11 protein-coding genes are annotated in these 17,699 nt (G+C 51.7%); 6 read left to right on the top strand and 5 right to left on the bottom strand.

Annotated elements, in window-relative coordinates:
* The first annotated feature begins 107 nt into the window (after positions 1-107).
* The 3 genes from ACAW87_RS11655 to ACAW87_RS11645 all read left to right on the top strand — a co-directional run bounded on the left by ACAW87_RS11655 (position 108) and on the right by ACAW87_RS11645 (position 2,368).
* On the top strand, positions 108-656 hold the full coding sequence (locus tag ACAW87_RS11655; protein WP_370723571.1) for a YfiT family bacillithiol transferase: 549 nt from the start codon (positions 108-110) through the stop codon (positions 654-656).
* Positions 657-764: 108 nt separating this feature from the next.
* A complete protein-coding gene (locus tag ACAW87_RS11650) occupies positions 765-917 on the top strand; it encodes a FeoB-associated Cys-rich membrane protein (protein ID WP_370723570.1) in 153 nt (50 codons plus the stop codon).
* 59 nt (positions 918-976) lie between these two features.
* The gene (locus ACAW87_RS11645; RefSeq protein ID WP_370723569.1) at positions 977-2,368 is read left to right on the top strand and encodes a DUF4403 family protein; all 1,392 of its coding nucleotides are present in this window, start codon (positions 977-979) and stop codon (positions 2,366-2,368) included.
* A gap of 10 nt (positions 2,369-2,378) precedes the next feature.
* On the opposite strand, the gene ACAW87_RS11640 is transcribed toward ACAW87_RS11645, so the two are convergent.
* A complete protein-coding gene (locus ACAW87_RS11640) occupies positions 2,379-3,020 on the bottom strand; it encodes a DNA-3-methyladenine glycosylase family protein (protein ID WP_370723568.1) in 642 nt (213 codons plus the stop codon).
* 116 nt (positions 3,021-3,136) lie between these two features.
* On the opposite strand from ACAW87_RS11640, the gene ACAW87_RS11635 reads away from it, so the two are divergent.
* Positions 3,137-4,153, top strand: a complete 1,017-nt coding sequence (locus ACAW87_RS11635) for a zinc-binding alcohol dehydrogenase family protein (protein WP_370723567.1) — start codon at positions 3,137-3,139, stop codon at positions 4,151-4,153.
* Between the two features lie 34 nt (positions 4,154-4,187).
* Here ACAW87_RS11635 and ACAW87_RS11630 read toward each other — a convergent pair whose 3' ends face one another.
* From ACAW87_RS11630 to fbp, 4 genes are all read right to left on the bottom strand, one after another.
* Positions 4,188-7,541 carry a CRTAC1 family protein gene (locus ACAW87_RS11630; RefSeq protein ID WP_370723566.1) on the bottom strand — a complete coding sequence of 1,118 codons (3,354 nt, stop codon included), beginning with the start codon at positions 7,539-7,541 and terminating at the stop codon, positions 4,188-4,190.
* Between the two features lie 151 nt (positions 7,542-7,692).
* Positions 7,693-9,231: a RagB/SusD family nutrient uptake outer membrane protein gene (locus ACAW87_RS11625; RefSeq protein WP_370723565.1), complete on the bottom strand. Its 1,539-nt coding sequence runs from the start codon at positions 9,229-9,231 to the stop codon at positions 7,693-7,695.
* Positions 9,232-9,264: 33 nt separating this feature from the next.
* Positions 9,265-12,306, bottom strand: coding sequence for a SusC/RagA family TonB-linked outer membrane protein (locus ACAW87_RS11620; RefSeq protein ID WP_370723564.1), 3,042 nt, complete (start codon positions 12,304-12,306; stop codon positions 9,265-9,267).
* 479 nt (positions 12,307-12,785) lie between these two features.
* Positions 12,786-13,787, bottom strand: a complete 1,002-nt coding sequence (gene fbp, locus ACAW87_RS11615; protein WP_370723909.1) for a class 1 fructose-bisphosphatase — start codon at positions 13,785-13,787, stop codon at positions 12,786-12,788.
* 283 nt (positions 13,788-14,070) lie between these two features.
* Here fbp and corA point away from each other — a divergent pair, with 283 nt between their 5' ends.
* Complete coding sequence (gene corA / locus ACAW87_RS11610) at positions 14,071-15,165, top strand: magnesium/cobalt transporter CorA (protein ID WP_370723563.1); 1,095 nt, start codon at positions 14,071-14,073, stop codon at positions 15,163-15,165.
* Between the two features lie 41 nt (positions 15,166-15,206).
* A complete protein-coding gene (locus ACAW87_RS11605; protein WP_370723562.1) occupies positions 15,207-17,699 on the top strand; it encodes a bifunctional UDP-N-acetylmuramoyl-tripeptide:D-alanyl-D-alanine ligase/alanine racemase in 2,493 nt (830 codons plus the stop codon).

The raw sequence follows: 17,699 nt of genomic DNA, 5'->3' as shown, positions 1-17,699 counted from the left end.
GACGGGTAGCACACTGGCAATGCGCTTCCTTCAGGTTAGTTATCTATCGTCAGAAAAGGTTTTTAGAGCCGAAAAGTTCAGGCTAGATTTGCCAAAACCGTTCAGATATGCCCTCTCTCGATGACTTGCGTTACCCAATCGGTCCCGCCCCTGCGTCAACAGGTCAAACTGCAATCGATCTGCAAACGCGGCTAAAAGCCCTTGCCGAACTCCCCCGGAAACTAACCGATCTGGTGCAATGCTGGCCCGACCAGCGCCTCGATACGCCCTATCGCCCCGACGGCTGGACTGTCAGGCAGGTGGTGCACCACGTGGCCGATAGCCACATGAATGCGTATATACGTACCCGGCTGGCGCTGACGGAAGTAAACCCGCGCATCAGTCCGTATGACGAAGCGGAGTGGGCCAGACTGCCCGATTCGGTGTTCCCGGTAGCGCCTTCACTGGCTATTCTCACCAATCTGCACCTGCGTTGGGTACGTTGCCTGACCGACCTGACACCGGATCAACTTGCCCGCACCTACCAACATCCTGCCAACCAGCAAACGTACACCCTTGCCGATGTTATTGCGCTCTACGCCTGGCACGGCGAACACCACTACCAACACATCGCCCGCCTCGCCCAACGGAACGGATGGGAGGGGGAAATGAGTTAAGAATTGAGACGGTCCGCCGGTGCGGTTGCGTTGCTATTGATAGATCACACGCTATGGCAACGCAACCGCACCGGCGGACCGTCTTAACTCTTAATTCTTAACTCACTTATGCAGACAATCATCATTTTTTTGTTGTTCGCGGCGGCGCTGGGGTATCTGGGCTGGCGGGTTTTTGGGCGCTTTTCGGCGAAGGAAACTGGCTGCGGCAAGGGCTGTGGTTGTGCACCCGATGAGCGAAAAGTAGCTCGCCGGGTGGGGTAAAGCCGGTCGTACACTAAGATAAACAAACCTTCATTGGTGATGGGCCGTTTGATGCCCATATGATTCCACGACGTTCTACCTATCTGTTCTGTATACTGTTTGTGTTGGGCTGGGCAACGGCCTGCAAGAAGGTGAAGCCAACGGCCCCGCTGGCCGAAGGCTTCGATGAGCCTATTCCGCCTGCCCGTTCATTTGTGTCTGCCCCGATCACGTTTCAGATCAAAAGTCTCGAAGACAAAGTCAATGCCTCGATCAAGACGGAAATTGTTAGCCCGGAAATGCTGGAAGGGCAGAAGGGGGCTAGTTTCAACATGCGTGTGATTCGGAAGGGGCGCATAAAAATCAGGTACGTTAATCATAAAGTTACCTTCTCGGCTCCTCTGGAAATATGGCTGGATAACCCCATTCGGCTTAGAAAGAATAAACACGCCAAAACAGCCGTTTGTGCGCTTTCGGTCGACTTCCAAAGTCCATTACAGGTATCACCCGATTGGCGACTCAGCACCCGGGTCAACCTCGTTAAGCATACCTGGATTAAAGAGCCACAAGTGCGGATACTGGGCATAAACATTCCTTTCACGAAACTGGCCGAAAACGTCATTCAAAAGCGCCGCGCTGATATTGAGAAGGCGATCGATCAGGCCGTGTATGAGGGGTTGCGTCTCGATCAGCAGATTCGCCCGGTGTGGCTCGATCTGCAAAAACCTCTTATTCTGGCTAAACAGCCCGATTCACTGTGGCTGGTTCCCACGCCGTTCAGTGTGGCAGTGGGTGAAGTAACCGGCAATGCTGAAACGCTGACGGTGCCGATTCGAGTGGCTTTTTACACCAAAACCCTGATTGGCCCCCGGCCCGTTATTGCCCTCAACCATGAACTGCCCCGCATTAGACTGGCAAAAACGGTAGAACTCGTTTCAGATTTACGGGTAATGAGCTTCATTTCCTATGTCGACATCAACCGTATTCTAGCTAAACAGTTAAAGGGCCATAAGGTGAAACTTGCCGGTGGGTTAATCACCGTGAAAGGTACAAAGGTGTATGGTGGTCAGCGGTCAATCATTATTCGCGCCGATGTGGGCGGAGCCGTGAAAGGCACGCTATTTTTTCGTGGTCAGCCCGCCTACGACACGCTCACCCATACGTTGCAAGTCAGAAACATTGATTTTGACGTAGAAACGCAGGAACGTCTCTTCGCCACCGCCGATTGGCTGCTTCACGACAGGCTAAACGACACACTGACCAGTATCCTCAAATTCCCGATCCGCGAGCATATTGATAAGTTACCGACGCTGATCGATGGGGCATTTGAACAGGCAAAAGCAGGCAAGAAAAACGACCTCGACATTCAATCGTTCAAGTTTGTACCGCAACGCATCGCCATTCGCCCCGACGGTATTCAAGCCCTTCTGAAAGTTGAGTCGACGGTGGCGTTGAAAGTGAAGAAATTGTAGGTGTGACTATTTATATTTTTTCCGGCTTCCATCGCCACAAATACCGGCAGGCCAGGGTACGGTAGGGTCGCCACGGCTCGGCAATTTCATGCAACCGTTTGTAGAGAGGTCGGCCCGTTTCGCTAAGTCCATAAGCTCTTGTCATTTTCTGGCGAATGACCAGATCGTCGACTGGAAAAACGTCGGGCCGGTCGAGTACAAACATAAGCAGCATTTCCACCGTCCAGCGACCTACACCTTTGATGGGAAGCAGGTACTGAACCACTTCTTCGTCGTTCATATCGGCAACGTGGTCGATGGTCAGCGGATGAATCAGGGCGAACTCAGCTACGCTCTGCAGGTATTTTATTTTCTGGAACGACAAGCCGGCGGTACGTAGCTCGTCGGGCGTTTTTTGTAGCAATTGGGCGGGGGAGGGGTATCCCTCGGCGTCGGCTGTTTCGCTGAAGAGCAGGCGGAATCGACGAAAAATAGCATCGGCTGCTTTCACCGAAATCTGCTGAGACACAATGCTTTCCAATAACGCCAGATACAGCCGATCGGCTTCGTGTATATCCACAAAGCTGGTGGCGGGTTTTATGGTTGGAGTTTCAGCAATGATTTGGGCTAAAACGGGGTCTTTTTGCAGAAAGTCGAGGGCTTCATCATCCATGTGGCGAAACTACCGCTTTTTATCTGACCCTTATAGACGCTAATCCAGCGTCTGGCATCAAAACGCTACCTTTCAATGGCAAAGTAGTACGAGATTACAACTACCTTGCTCACCGTATGAAAACTTTAGTATGCACTACTCCCGGACAGTTCGCGTATGAACAGGGAGTTATGCCCGAGATGACAACGGGTCGGGCCATCATCCGAATCAAGCGCATTGGTATTTGCGGTACCGATTTACACGCCTTTGAAGGCACACAGCCTTTTTTTTCGTATCCCCGAATCTTAGGCCATGAACTGGCTGGTGAACTGATAGAAGCCGATGGAGCCCCCGATTTTCGGCCGGGTGAACTGGTTACCTTCATTCCGTATTTCAACTGCGGCCATTGCATTGCGTGTCGGAGGGGTAAACCCAATTGCTGTACCCAAATGCAGGTAAGCGGCGTTCATATCGATGGTGGCATGGCTGAATATCTTTCTGTTCCGTCATACGCGCTTGTGCACGGCAACGGGTTGAGCGTTGATGAACTGGCGTTGGTAGAACCATTGGCCATTGGTGCACACGGTGTTGGGCGAGCCGCCGTTGAGGCGGGGGAGTTTGTGCTCGTCATTGGTGCCGGCCCCATAGGCATGGGCGTGATGGAGTTTGCCCGGATTGCAGGAGGCACCGTTATTGCCCTTGATATCAACGAAGGACGGCTAGCTTTTTGCCGCGAAAAGCTGGGCGTAGCGCATACGATCAACGCCCTTTCGCCCGATGTGTCTGAGCAACTTCTGGCTATCACCAACGGCGATATGCCCACAGTGGTGATCGATGCCACGGGCAGTTTAAAAGCCATTAACAACAGTTTCCAGTACATGGCGCACGGAGCCAGGTACGTGCTGGTTGGGCTCCAGAAAGGCGAGATTAGTTTCAGCCACCCCGAATTTCACAAGCGCGAAGCTACGCTGATGAGCAGCCGGAACGCGACCCGAGCGGACTTTGAACACGTGATTGCCTGTCTGAAGCAAGGACTGGTAAACCCCACCACCTACATCACTCATCGGGTAACTTTTGATGCCGTTGCCGACACGTTCGCCACCTGGTTAGACCCTGCAAACGGTGTTATCAAGGCCATGGTCGAGGTCGATTAATACTAAACCGGGTCGATTTGCCTCAGCGGTAAGGTTACTGCCTGGTCAGCGAGTGTACGGTTAGCGGGCCGTTGCTCACAGCCGTAACAATGCGTGCCGGGTTTTTGAGCCGATACGAACGCCGGGCATCGCCAGCTACCGAAAATCCGGTTTGGGCAGATGTCAAGGTCGTAAATCCCCCACGGCCATCGCCTTTCAGCAAAATCCCGCGCGAAGCATCTTGCCGACCCATGTTGGCTTCGTTAGGGTAAAAATTGCCGGTAGCCAGCGCGTCCAGCTTGCCGTCGTGATCGAAGTCATCGACAACGTACCCAAAAATAGGCGACTGCTGAGCCAGTAACGGTAAAGGTCTGAGTCTGAACTGGCCGTGGCCTATGTTTTCGGCATAACAGCTCTGGAGTTCAGTGACCTGGCCTTTATATGCGTTTTGTAGTTCACTCTCTGAAAATAGGTCGTCGAACTCAGCCTTTGCGTAGTCGATGTAATGCAGGTATTTCCGGCGAAACTGAATGATTTGCTGGTTGATGGCATCACGGGGCAGTGCCGGGTAGCGAACACCATTGATGACGTAACCCAGGATAGGGTCGAACAGCCCATCGTTGTTGAAATCGTTCCCATAAATAGCCATTGGCTCGCTAACCGAAGCCCGGTAAAGGGTATTCAGTCCTTCATTACCGAGCAGTAGATCGGGGTCGCCATCGTGGTCGAAATCACCGGCGCTCAGGCAGTTCCACCAGCCCGTCTGGGCTGAAGCAGGTCCCGGTGTGGTTTGCTTCCGAAAGACGCCCTTCTGGTTTTCGAGGACAGTCAGGGGCATCCATTCACCCACCAGTACCAGATCATCATCCCGATCGCCGTCTATGTCGAGGGGGAGGGCGTCGCAAACCATGCCCAGGTTTGCCAGATCGGGAGCAATCTGAGCGGTCACGTTGGTGAACCGTAGGGGCTGACCCGGTTTCTGATCATTACGAAGCAGAAAACCCGGTGCGGGTAGCGGATAACTACCCGGTATCTGTCGGCCGGCAACCAACACGTCAGCATCGCCATCGTGGTCATAATCAATAGCCCGAACCGTTTGACTGCTCGCTGTGAAGAGCGGAATGGCCGTGGGTACGGGGGTAAAGTGACCCCGCCCATCGTTCTGATACAATATTGGCTGAAACGCTTCACGCACCGACAGTGGGCGCTCGTTGCCGCCACCCACTACAAGCAAATCCTGATCATGGTCATTATCAGCGTCGAACACTAAAATGCCCCCAACCTCCATGGGGCTGTTGGGCATCCAGTCGGTTCGTTTGAAGCCACCGTTGGGCTGCCCGAAAAACAAGGCACCGGCACTACCCCGATACGAGGCCCCCACCGCGATATCATCAAAACCATCGCCGTTCAGATCGCCAACGGCCAGAACAGCCCCTGCCCGCGACAGCATTTTGTGGAGTGCCGGGGTGGTCTTGAAATCAACGTAATCTGATTCCTGATGCACAAAGTCAGGCACGTCAGGTAGTTTTGAAAACAGAGTTTTAGGGGGTTGACTGGTTCGGACAGGTATCGGTTTCGCGTCGTTAATCGACACGATAATGCGTTGATTGGCCTGTACCCGGTAGCGTGTTTCAGTAAGGCCACCGGGCCATACAACACGGATCGAATCGGCCATGGGTGTTTGGGCCATTCCGATAAGTATACCGGTACCCATCGAAGACAAATAGCCCCGAACCGGATAGTGCTCGAAAACCTGTTGCTGATTACCCGTCCAGACCGTAACCGTAGCGCCGATACCTGTCTGATTGGCGGCAGAGCCCTTAAAGGAAAGATGTAAGTAGTTGGTTTTTAGCTGAGTGCGACAATTGTTCTGAAACAGCGATGCCTCTTGATCAATGTTATTGACCACCAAATCCAGATCGCCATCGCCGTCGAAGTCGGCATAGGCGGCTCCGTTGGCATACGACAGTTCATCGAGGCCCCAGGCTGTCGACACATCGTTGTAGGTGAGGTCGCTTGTGTTGCGAAATGCGTAGTTGGTCAGTTTGATCTCGGGTATCTGAAGCAAGAGTTTATCGCGTTGTTCCTGTCGGGCCTTATCGGTGCCAAACATGCTAAACTCTTCGGTGAAGCTGATGAAATCGCGGTCGGTTACGTTTTTTCGGTATCCGTTAGTGATAAAAATATCCTTATGGCCGTCCTGATCCAGATCAGCGAGTAGGGTAGACCAACTCCAGTCAGTTTGGGCCAGTCCTGCCAGCATACCTACTTCGCTGAAGGTCGGTGTTTGGCGGTCATTGCCACTGTTCAATTGCACCGTATTGCGCATGTATTGCAACTGGTACCCGTACTGTGGGCGCAGGCTTAGTTCTTTTTTGTCGAAATCCTGGGCACCAATCATCTGTTTGAGCCGGGTGTTTTCTTTGGGCAGCATATCAAGCTGCATCAGGTCAATTCGGCGGTCGTTATTCAGGTCGGCAGCATCAATGCCCATGCCGTATAAACTCGTATGCGCGAGCGAGGCGCGGATGCTATTTCGGAACGTACCCAGACTGTCAGGGTTGGCGCCGTTATTCAGATACAGCACATCGCTGCTGATGAAGTCATTTGAGCAATAGATATCCGGATAGCCATCCTGATTCAAATCGGAGATGACCAATCCCAAGCCCAATCCTTCGTATCGGATGCCGGCTTGCGCCGACACATCTCTGAATACCGCCCGTCCGTCGGGGCCAATACCTTCGTTGCGATAAAGCCGGTCGGTTGACGGGTAGCTGCCGTCGTTGATCGCCGGGCGCAGGTAGTTCGGGTTCTGCACATCGGGCGCCGTGTTTAGCAAAAAAGCGTCGAGGTCACCGTCGAGGTCATAATCGAAAAAAGCGGCCTGTGTGGTGTAACCTGCAAAATCGAGACCATACGCTTTAGCTTCTTCCCGAAACGTAGGCGACGCCGTTTTTTGATTGATAAACAACAGATTACGGTTCTGTCGCATGGTTTGGTGTGTTGCCACACTTACGTAAATGTCGTCCCACCCATCCTGATTGATGTCGACAACAGACACACCCGTGCACCAGCGGTCGGTCTGGATACCAGCCGACTCCGTTACATCGGCAAATGAAAGACCAGACTGGCTGTTACTCTGATTAATGTATAATCGGCAGCTAACCTGATTGCCGGTGAAGAACAGATCGGGTTTGCCGTCATGGTTAAAATCGCCTACACCCACACCCCCGCCGTTGTAGAAGTTAGTGAACGTGAACGCGTTCAGTGAGTCGTTGGGCGTGAGCGTATTGGCAAACGTCAGCCCTGATTGACTGGCATCAATCTTGTCGAACAGGCGGGTAGGTTGCTGACAGCTGAGCAGGGTGCCGGCAAGCAGCAGTACAGAGATAAAAAACGCGCAACGCATAAGTTGGGAAACTAAATGGGTAAGTGGTAAATGGATAAATGGGTAATTCGGTAATTGGGTAATTGCGTTGCCGAGAGAAAGTGACCAACCTCAGCAGCGCAATTACCCAGTTACCAAATTACCCATTTATCTATTACTCAACCCTGAATGCCTAGTAGCCAGGGTTCTGGTCTTTCGCGTCCAGTGCCGGGCTATTATCGATTTCTGATTGTGGAATCGGAAGTAGCTCGTGCTTGTTCGCAACGAAATACGCGATTGGCTCCGATTTCTGCTTCTTATTTTTCCGCCACCGCAAAATGTCAAAGTTGCGGACCTGTTCGGATGCCAGTTCTACCATCCGTTCGTGTACAATGGCATCAAATACCTCACTTTGGTTTGTGCACGGATAATTGGCGGTTGGGTAAGGAGGCATGGCAACCGATTTGCGCGCACGTACCTGGTTCATCAACGCAAGAGCGGCTGTACGGTTACCGGCCTCATTCTCGCACTCAGCCAGCATCAACAGTACGTCGGCATAGCGCATAACGCGCATGTTGATACCGCCCTGCTGATTGGCAGCGTTGGATTTGTACATCATGGAATACTTCCGCCAGCTTACTTTCAGTGTTTTCCCGTTCACCACCGAAGCATTCCCCTGTACACTAGTGCTGGTGAGGGTACTGGCACCATTGTTAAACACATCCCCTTCAGAATAATACGAAAAAGCATAGCGGGGGTCATCTTTGGCATCGCCTTTGGCTACGATTTCGTAGGAATTCAGGATTTTATTCGATGGAATCAAGTTGCGCCACGCAATGGCTGCGTACTCCTGCGACCGAACGGTCTCTTCCTGAACAGCGGTACCGTCACCGTCGCCGCCCCAGTTAAAAGCACCACCCGATGGGGCATACACAACCTCGAAAATCGATTCAGCGTTGAACTCGCCTTCTTCGTTGGTGAGGTCGGTATATTGGTCAACGATTCGGTATAGGCCCGAGTTAACTACTTTCTGTAGTTCGGTTTTAGCACTGGCATAGTCACCGAGTTGCAGGTACGTTCGTGCCAACAGCGTTTGTGCAGCTCCTTTAGTAGCCCGGCCCTGATTGGCAGCATTATAGGTTGTAGGCAAGCCTGCCTCAGCCACTTTCAGATCGGCAATGACCTGATCATACACTGCTTTTTGCGTGGCGCGGGGTAGTGCAGCATTTACACTCTTGGCAAACTCTGTGTATAAGGGTACACCGCCCCACAAAGTAGCTAGCTCATAATAGGCCCACGCCCGCATGAAACGGGCTTCACCCAATAGCCGATCGCGAACGGCAGGATCAACCCCCTGAACAGCGCCCCCCTTTTCAATGACTACATTGGCGCGGTGAATGGCGCGGTACCAGCCCCGCCAAACGCTGCCGGTAACGGAATTGCCCGTATCGTGAACGCCGTTTAAGAGTTGGGCTCGAGGTGCTTCGAGCTGCCCACCACCGGTGGCCATTTCGTCGCCGCGAAGATCATGCGTGAAAAACCACTCACGCGATGCCAGGCTATTCGATTGAACAAGGGCATAGATCGAATTGACACCCGCCGTTAGTTCGTTGGCATTATTGAAATAGGTTTCGAACGTTACACCGTTTGGATTTAGCTTGTTTAGCTCATCCTCGTTGCAACTGGCTGCTACACCAAGTAGCAGTAATCCGTAAAAAAAGGTCTTTTTCATGATGACTTGTCGTTATGAAAGATAAGAACTGTCTTAAAAACTCAGGTTGAGGCCAACCATGATCGTACGTGCCTGTGGGTACTGTCCGTAATCAACACCGTTGTTCAACAGGTTATAGTTTTGCGATGACACCTCAGGGTCATAGCCAGTGTACTTGGTTAGGGTCAGCAAATTCTGGCTCGACACGTAAACCCGGGTCTTGCTCAAGATATTGCCCGTTAGCTTGGCAATTTTGGCCGCCGGAATCGTGTAACCGATGCTCAGGTTTTTCAAACGCAGGTACGAACCATCTTCAATGAACCGGTCAGATGTCCGGGTATTTCCGTTGGGATCACCGCTGATCGAGCGGGGTACATCGGTGTTGGTGTTCTGCGGAGTCCAGGCGTTCAGCACATCGGTTGTAGCATTGAATAACCGAAGTTGTCCCTGACCAATTGCTTTTGTGCCGTTATACACTTTGTTGCCCTGAACACCCTGGAAAAACAACGTAAAGTCGATATTCTTGTAGTTTCCTGACCAGTTCAGACCATAGCTAAACTTAGGAATAAAGCTACCAAGGTACTGACGGTCATTGGCGTCGATCTTTCCATCACCATTGAGGTCGCGGAAACGAATGTCGCCCGGTGCTGTCTTGTCGTTCTGGTAGAACGTAGCGGCGTTGCCATCAGCCGCATTCAGGCGGTCAATTTCCTCCTTATTCTGGAAGATACCGTCAACAACCCACCCATAGAAGGATTGAATGGGCTGACCAACCTCAGTCCGGGTAATGTCGAAACCACCAAAGTCAGCATTCGAACCTGAGTTGATGGTCGCGTTCGGCGTAGCCAGACCCAACACTTTGTTGCGGGTAATATCAAACGAGCCAGTCAGATTCCAATTAAAATTCTTGCTTGAATGATTGTAACCTGCCGCTAGTTCAAAACCCGAGTTGCGCATGCTGCCAACGTTGGCCAGCGGACTAGACGAGAATCCCAATGATTCTGGCAGTGGAACCGCCAGCAGAAGGCCCTCGGTCTGACGCTGATATACTTCGGCGCTAAACGTGATTTTATTATTCAGCAGCGAGGCGTCGAGACCAATGTTGCTCATGGTTGTGACTTCCCAGCTTAGATCACTGTTGCCAAGCTGGTTGAAGTAAGAACCAAGATTTGTTGTTTGATTGTTAAATGGGTAGATCGTGTTGTTGGCCTGAACAAGTGGCTGCCAGTCGTAGTCACCAATCGAGTTGTAGCCTGTTTGACCATAGCTACCCCGAATTTTTAACTCCGAGAAGGTAGTCTGCCCTTTCATAAATGCTTCCTCGCTGATCCGCCAGCCTGCTGAAACGGCAGGGAACGTACCCCACTTACGGTTAGGTGCAAACTTCGAAGACCCATCCCGACGGACCGAAGCGCCGATCAGGTATTTGCCAGCATATTCGTAGTTTAGGCGACCTACGTACGAGATCAGCAGGTTTTCTGAGCGTGAGCTCGATCCATTGGGGTTTGATACGCCCTGAATAACCTGAATGTTGTTATCGGGCCGTTGACCGCTGGCGCTAATATTGCGAGACATGCTTTTCTGTTGCTCGGCAACACCAGTCAGGTTCACGTAATGCTTACCGAACGTTTTCTCGAACGTGAGCTGATTTGTCATCACTGATGAGAAAAACTCACTTCTGTTCTCGTTAACGGTCGCCAATGGGCGGCTACGGTTGCCATCGTTGTAGATGGGCAAGAAACCGTTGAAACGTGAGTTGGCATAATCAACGCCGTAGTTAAAGCGGTACCGTAGGAAATCCGTGAATTTGATCTCGGCAAATACAGAGCCCAGCATTTTAAAGCCCCGGTCAGTCTGGAATTGCTGCTCCTGTTCGGCGATCCGCAACGGGTTTTCGGGGTCTGTTGCATCGAGGCCTTGAGCCGTGGTGCTGAAGCCACCAATTTTCGTTGGGTCCCTAACGGGCCAGTAAGGTACCATCCGCATGATGTTCATCAGCAAGCTACGGCCACCACCGGCGCGCTCCGCCCGCCGGAAATCGGTTGAGGCCAGCAACGTCTGCCCAATCGTTAGGTATTTACTTACTTTATGATCAGAGTTTACCCGGAAACTCTGCCGATCATAGGTCGTGAACGGTAAAATGCCATCCTGCTTGAAATACCCCAGCGAGGTGTAGACGCGAGATGTCGCATTTCCACCTGATAGGGATATCTGATGGTCCATGATTGGTGCAGCCCGGAACATCACATCCTGCCAGTCTGTCTCTGTCTGAGCGAATGTCTGCGTAGCGCCTTCATAAATTGGCGTGTTCAGGTTGGTGAACCGACCAGGAATAGGCTGGCCAGCCGCTGAGAGTAGGGCAGTGCCATACCTGATGTATTCGGCGCTGTTCAGCAGGTCAAGCTTCCGCCACACCGACTGTGATCCATAATAAGAATCAACGTTGATGGTCATTTTGCCGTTTGCCGCACCCTTTTTAGTCGTAATCAAAACAACGCCGTTGGCAGCTCTTGATCCATAGATAGCAGCCGCGCTTGCATCCTTCAGAACTTCCAGTGACTCGATATCTTTTGGGTCAATGTTGTTCAGGCCGCCCGACGGGATACCATCAATTACGTACAGCGGGTTCGGATTCAGGCTAACCGAACCCACACCCCGAATCCGGACTACAGGGGCACTGCCCGGACTGCTGTTGTTGGTGACCGACACCCCCGGCACCCGTCCCTGCAACGCCTGTGTGGCGCTGATGACAGGAAGAGCTTTTAAGTCTTTGGGCGAAACAGACGAAACGGCTCCAGTCAGCGATGATTTTTTCTGGGTACCATAACCCACAACCACTACTTCGTTGAGGGCCATTGGATCGGTGACCAGAGACACATTAATTACCGTCTGAGTGCCTACGGACACTTCCTTTCGTGTATAACCGATAAAGCTAAACACGAGGGTAGCCTGTCGGCCGGCAGCAAGACTGTACTTTCCGTTCTTGTCGGTAATAGCTCCGCGAGATGTACCCTTCTCAACTACGTTCACACCGGGGAGAACTTCCCCCGCTTCATTCGTAACAGTACCCGTGAGTTGTTGCGCAAAAGCTGTCACTGATAACACAGTAAGCAGAAGCGCTAGTATGGCTGGTATCACGCGAAACAGGGTACCAGCTTTGTGTGGTAGGTGTTTATTGCATTGCATACAAATTACTTAGTTAAAATACGGTTTAAACTTAGGATTTTGGAAGAATTATCTGACATACGCTCAGCTATGTTTGGGTAGCTGAGTAGTATCTGCGGAAACATACAAGGAATACTTATACGGTTAAATAGCCATCGGTCGTGTATGACATTTCTATGTAATTATTGGTCAGGATACTACAGAAAATGACCTAATTTTAATCTAGTTAATTAGTGAAGAAGTACAAATATATAAGCCTACTGAATAGGTAGGGTTGTATAAAGAAAAAATTTTATTTATTAAAGGTTTAGGTATAAAATAAAAAAGTCGATAGCTGTGAGACTATCGACTGTGCATAAGTAATAACAGAAATTTCAGACTACTACGATCTTCTAAATGGTCTCCACCGTCTAAGTAAGCTTAGCAATTAGGTTCTCGACCATAATGGGCGAACCGATGTAGAGCGGCACCCGCTGATGCAGGCTTATGGGTTTCACGTCGAGCACTGACTGATGGCCCGTAGAAGCCAGACAACCTGCTTTTTCGGCCAGGAAAGCCAGCGGGAAAGCTTCGTATAGAAGCCGTAGTTTCCCTTCGCTGTTTTTCCGAGTGGGCGGATACAGATATATACCGCCTTTCAGCAAGTTCCGGTGAAAATCACCCACCAGCGAACCGATGTAACGGGCGGTAAACTGGTTGCTACGACAGTCAGTCAGGTAATCGCGCACGCCCTGCTCGTAGTTCTCGAGGTTGCCGTCGTTGCACGAATAAATCTGCCCGTCGGCGGGGCTGTGAATGTCGGGATGCGACAGGATAAATTCACCCAGTGAGGCATCGTAGGTGAAGCCGTTTGCGCTATGACCTGTGGTGTAGACCAGGATTGTTGAGGACCCGTAGAGGATATAACCCGCCGCCACCTGCCTGCGACCACCCTGCAAAAAATCGGCCATCGTAGGTTCGGTACCGATTGCGGTTACCCGTCGGTAGATCGAAAATATAGTACCGATCGACACGTTGACATCGATGTTCGACGAGCCGTCGAGCGGATCGATGGCGACTACGTATTTGCCCTGATTGTTGCCTGTGAAAATGATGTCTTCGTCTTCTTCCGAAATAATGGCACAGGCTTCGCCCCCGTTTTTCAGTGCCCGGCAAAAACGGATATTGGCAATCATATCCAGTTTCTGCTGACTCTCGCCCTGTACATTATGAATGCCCATGCCACCTGTTAAGTCGATCAGGCCCGCCCGATTCACTTCCCGGTGAATAATTTTGCCAGCCAGGGCAATGTCGCGGAGAAGTTGCGACAAATCGCCGGTGGCGTAGGGGAATGCCGTTTGCCGGTGCATGATATACCGATCAAGCGTGACCCCGACGGGCAAGGCCAATGGGTGCGAGTTTGAAATTTCCATTTGGTTAACGTTCATGAGTAATTAGGCAGGAAGAAAAAGCTCTGGCAATCAGTCGATTGATGATGTAAGAATAGTGTGCTGATTTTATATACAGCTGTTTTTATCTGAATTTATTCACGCAATCGTTATCGGGAACGTTGCCAGTTAGTTATCGGTCGTTTATCGATCTTGGCCTGGCTCTTACCACGAACTTCCGTCATGAACTCACCTGCCCGACGCCAGATTTTAGTGCGATATTTGCAACCGGGCGCTTCGGGCGTAGTAAAATTTAAGCACTAAATACTTGGCACGACGTCGCTACAAAGTATCGAAAAAGCCGGTGGGTACTTCACCGGGAACCCTGACTTACGTGGGTCAGGAAATAGCGCATGAAACCAAAATCAGGCGGGTAGACTATAACAAGGATGCGTTTTCGGTCGACGACTCAGGAAAGCTGAGCGCCTGTCAGTTGCCCGCGCAGCAGGATCCGCGCGTACTCTGGCTTGATGTTGATGGTATTCATGAGGCAGCGGTAGTAGGCGCATTGGGAAAGCAATTCAAACTGCACTCACTCTTGCTCGAAGATGTGATGAACACCGAGCAAAAGCCTAAAATTGAGCTTTATGAAGCGGATTCGGCCAACTCGGAAGTGGTGTTTGTAACCCTGAAAATGCTGCATCATAATAACCGCACTCAGGAAATCGACGCCGAACATATCAGTCTGGTGCTAGGAGCGAATTTTGTGATTTCGTTTCAGGAGGAGCGGACAAAAGATGTATTTGCGCCGGTGCTCGAACGCATCCGGCTATCGTCGGGGAAAACCCGTCGTAATGGAGCCGACTACCTGCTCTATGCCGCTATGGATGTGGTGGTTGACCATTATTTTGTGGTAATGGAGGGCATGGGCGAAAAACTTGATGACATTGAAGATCGGATTATCAAAGATGTGGCTGGTCGCGATACGCTGGCCCGACTGTATTCGTTGAAACGCGAGATGACCCTGATGCGCCGCTACGTTCAACCGCTTCGCGATATGCTGGGTGTGCTGATGCGCGAAGAGTCACCCCTGATTCAGCCGGCTACAGTGCCTTTCCTGCGCGACCTGGCCGACCATGTGAACCAGGTGATTGAAACCCTCGATGCCTACCGCGAACTGATTCCGGGCCTCCTCGATGTGTATCTGTCGGCCAACAGCAACCGCATGAATTCAGTCATGAAAACGCTGACCATTTTCTCGGCCATTTTTATGCCCTTGACCTTCATCGTGGGTATTTATGGCATGAACTTCGACAATATGCCCGAACTGCACACCCGTTACGGCTACTTCTGGACTCTTGGCGTAATGACAGCTATGGGTATGGGAATGGTCGTTTATTTTAAACGGCGCGGCTGGATGTAAGCAGTTACCTGTATACGCAACTATCCAACTCCTTATTTTCAATGGCAATTATTCTTTTGAAAGACTTCTGGCTTATAGACTCGCGGCAGGTGATGGTGCCGGAGCAAAGTGTTTTCTTCGCCATTCGCGGCGACCATCATAACGGACACAACTTTATCGGTGAGCTTTATCGGCAGGGTATCCGGCAGTTTGTGGTGGAACAACCAGTGCCTGATCGGGCACATTATGCCGACGCTGAGTTTATCGACGTACCCAGTACGGTAGCGTTTATGCAGGCGCAGGCCGCCGTACATCGGGCCTCATTTTCGATTCCGGTAGTCGGTATTACAGGAAGTAACGGCAAAACCATCGTGAAGGAGTGGCTGGCTCAGTTGCTCTCAGGTCCGGTCAACGGCCTGCAATCGTCAACGGCTGGGTACGTTGTGGTTCGGAGTCCCAAAAGCTATAACTCGCAGATCGGGGTGCCGCTATCGGTACGGCAATTGAATGACACCCACACGCTGGCGATTTTTGAAGCGGGTATTTCTAAACCCCACGAAATGACGGCGCTGGAAACGATCATCAAGCCAACAATGGGCATTTTTACCAACATTGGTACGGCTCACGATGAAGGCTTTAAAACCCGTAAGCAGAAAATCGCCGAAAAACTGCGCTTGTTCACGGGGGCTGAAACGCTGATTTACTCGCTCGATCAGGATGATGTTGCCGACGAAATAAACATGCTTATCAGGGCGGTCAATCCCGGATGTCGACTGATTGGCTGGTCAGCAAAATCGCACGCCGGGACAATCTTGCCGGATCAGGCTGCTTTTTATCAGGTCATCATTAAGGCAGGGGTTTTCTCGATCACCGACGTCGACAATAATCACTGGACGGTTGGTTCGCCCTTTGCTGATCCAGCTTCTGTCGAAAATCTGACGCATTGTATAATCACGATGCTGACGTTGGGTATTACTGACGAAACAGAATTGAACCGCCGCGTAGCCCGCCTTCGGCCCGTGTCGATGCGCCTTGAGTTGAAAGAGGGCATCAATAACTGTGTTTTGATCGACGATTCGTACAACAACGACGTGGCCGGGCTTCGGTTGGCCCTTGATTTTCAGAAACAGCAAAGTAACCGAACGCACAAAACCGTTATTCTGTCCGATGTACTGCAATCGGGGCAAGACGAAGCCGAACTGTACGCTTTTATTGGCAAACTACTGACCGAGCAGGGCGTATCTCAAGTGATTGGTATTGGCCCGGTGATGAGTCGAAACAAGGCTGCATTTGACCAAAACAGCATTTTTTACCCAGATACCACTACTTTTCTGGGTACGTTCCCGCCCCATCAGCTCCGCGATAGTGTGGTGCTCATCAAAGGTGCGCGGGCCTTTTCGTTTGAACGTATCGTTGACCGGCTTCAGCAGAAAGTCCACGGAACCGTGCTGCAAATCGACCTCGACGCCCTGACGCACAATCTGAATCAGTACCGCGAACGAGTAGGTAGTCAGACCAGGATTATGGTGATGGTGAAAGCGTTTGCCTACGGAAGTGGCAGCGCCGAAGTAGCCCGTCTGCTTCAGTTTCACCGCGTCGACTGGCTGGCGGTCGCCTACGCCGATGAGGGTGTTTTCCTTCGTCAGCAGGGCATCACGCTGCCTATCATGGTGATGAACCCCTCACCCGAAACGTTTCAGACCCTGCTGGACCATACGCTTGAACCTGAGATGTATAGCCTCAGGATGCTTCAGGAATGGGGCAGTTTCCTGGAGTCGATGGTCTTGCTACCCCACGCCCCACGCCTCCAGCCCCTATGCCACCTGAAAATCGATACAGGTATGCATCGGCTCGGTTTTCTGGAACCAGAAATGCCCGCTGTAGTAACGTACCTGAATGCACACCCGTTGGTTCAGGTTGCCACCGTGTTCAGTCATCTGGCGGGTGCCGATGAGGCGAAATTCAACGCGTTCTCGCAACAACAGTTCGATACGTTTAGCCGGGCAGTTGTGGTCCTGGAAAAAGGCATTGGCTATAGCCCGGTGCGTCACCTGCTCAATTCGGCGGGTATCGTTCGTTTTCCTGATTTTAAGCTCGACATGGTTCGGCTGGGCATTGGGCTCTATGGTGTAGAAAGCAGCCAAACCGAGCCATCTTTACTGCGGCCGGTAGGTACGTTGACCACAACGATCAGCCAAATAAAAACCGTACCGGCGGGCGAAACGGTTGGCTATAGTCGGCGCGGCGTGATTGACCGCGACGCCCGGATCGCCACCCTCGCCGTGGGCTATGCCGATGGCTACGATCGCCGTTTGGGTAATGGAGTAGGGGAGGTCTGGGTCAACGGTGTACTATGCCCAACCGTCGGCAGTGTCTGCATGGACATGACCATGATCGACGTTACAGATGCCCCGGCCAGCGAAGGCGATGCTGTCGAAATCTTTGGCCCCAACGTACCTGTCACCGACCTCTCAACGCGCATGGGTACGATTCCCTACGAAGTCCTCACCGGCATCAGCGAGCGAGTAAAGCGGGTCTTTTTTAGGGAGAGTTAA

This window comes from Fibrella aquatica (genome assembly GCF_041321135.1).
Classification (GTDB): domain Bacteria; phylum Bacteroidota; class Bacteroidia; order Cytophagales; family Spirosomataceae; genus Fibrella; species Fibrella aquatica.
Note: the sequence above shows the minus strand (reverse complement) of the source record. Positions and strands in the feature narration are given on the sequence as shown.

Excerpts from the sequence above, each read along its gene's own strand:
- ACAW87_RS11635 (WP_370723567.1), top strand. The coding sequence starts at position 3,137 with ATGAAAACTTTAGTATGCACTACTCCCGGACAGTTCGCGTATGAACAG.
- ACAW87_RS11645 (WP_370723569.1), top strand. The coding sequence starts at position 977 with ATGATTCCACGACGTTCTACCTATCTGTTCTGTATACTGTTTGTGTTG.
- ACAW87_RS11655 (WP_370723571.1), top strand. The coding sequence starts at position 108 with ATGCCCTCTCTCGATGACTTGCGTTACCCAATCGGTCCCGCCCCTGCG.
- ACAW87_RS11605 (WP_370723562.1), top strand. The coding sequence starts at position 15,207 with ATGGCAATTATTCTTTTGAAAGACTTCTGGCTTATAGACTCGCGGCAG.
- ACAW87_RS11650 (WP_370723570.1), top strand. The coding sequence starts at position 765 with ATGCAGACAATCATCATTTTTTTGTTGTTCGCGGCGGCGCTGGGGTAT.
- ACAW87_RS11640 (WP_370723568.1), bottom strand. The coding sequence starts at position 3,020 with ATGGATGATGAAGCCCTCGACTTTCTGCAAAAAGACCCCGTTTTAGCC.
- fbp (WP_370723909.1), bottom strand. The coding sequence starts at position 13,787 with ATGGAAATTTCAAACTCGCACCCATTGGCCTTGCCCGTCGGGGTCACG.
- ACAW87_RS11625 (WP_370723565.1), bottom strand. The coding sequence starts at position 9,231 with ATGAAAAAGACCTTTTTTTACGGATTACTGCTACTTGGTGTAGCAGCC.
- ACAW87_RS11630 (WP_370723566.1), bottom strand. The coding sequence starts at position 7,541 with ATGCGTTGCGCGTTTTTTATCTCTGTACTGCTGCTTGCCGGCACCCTG.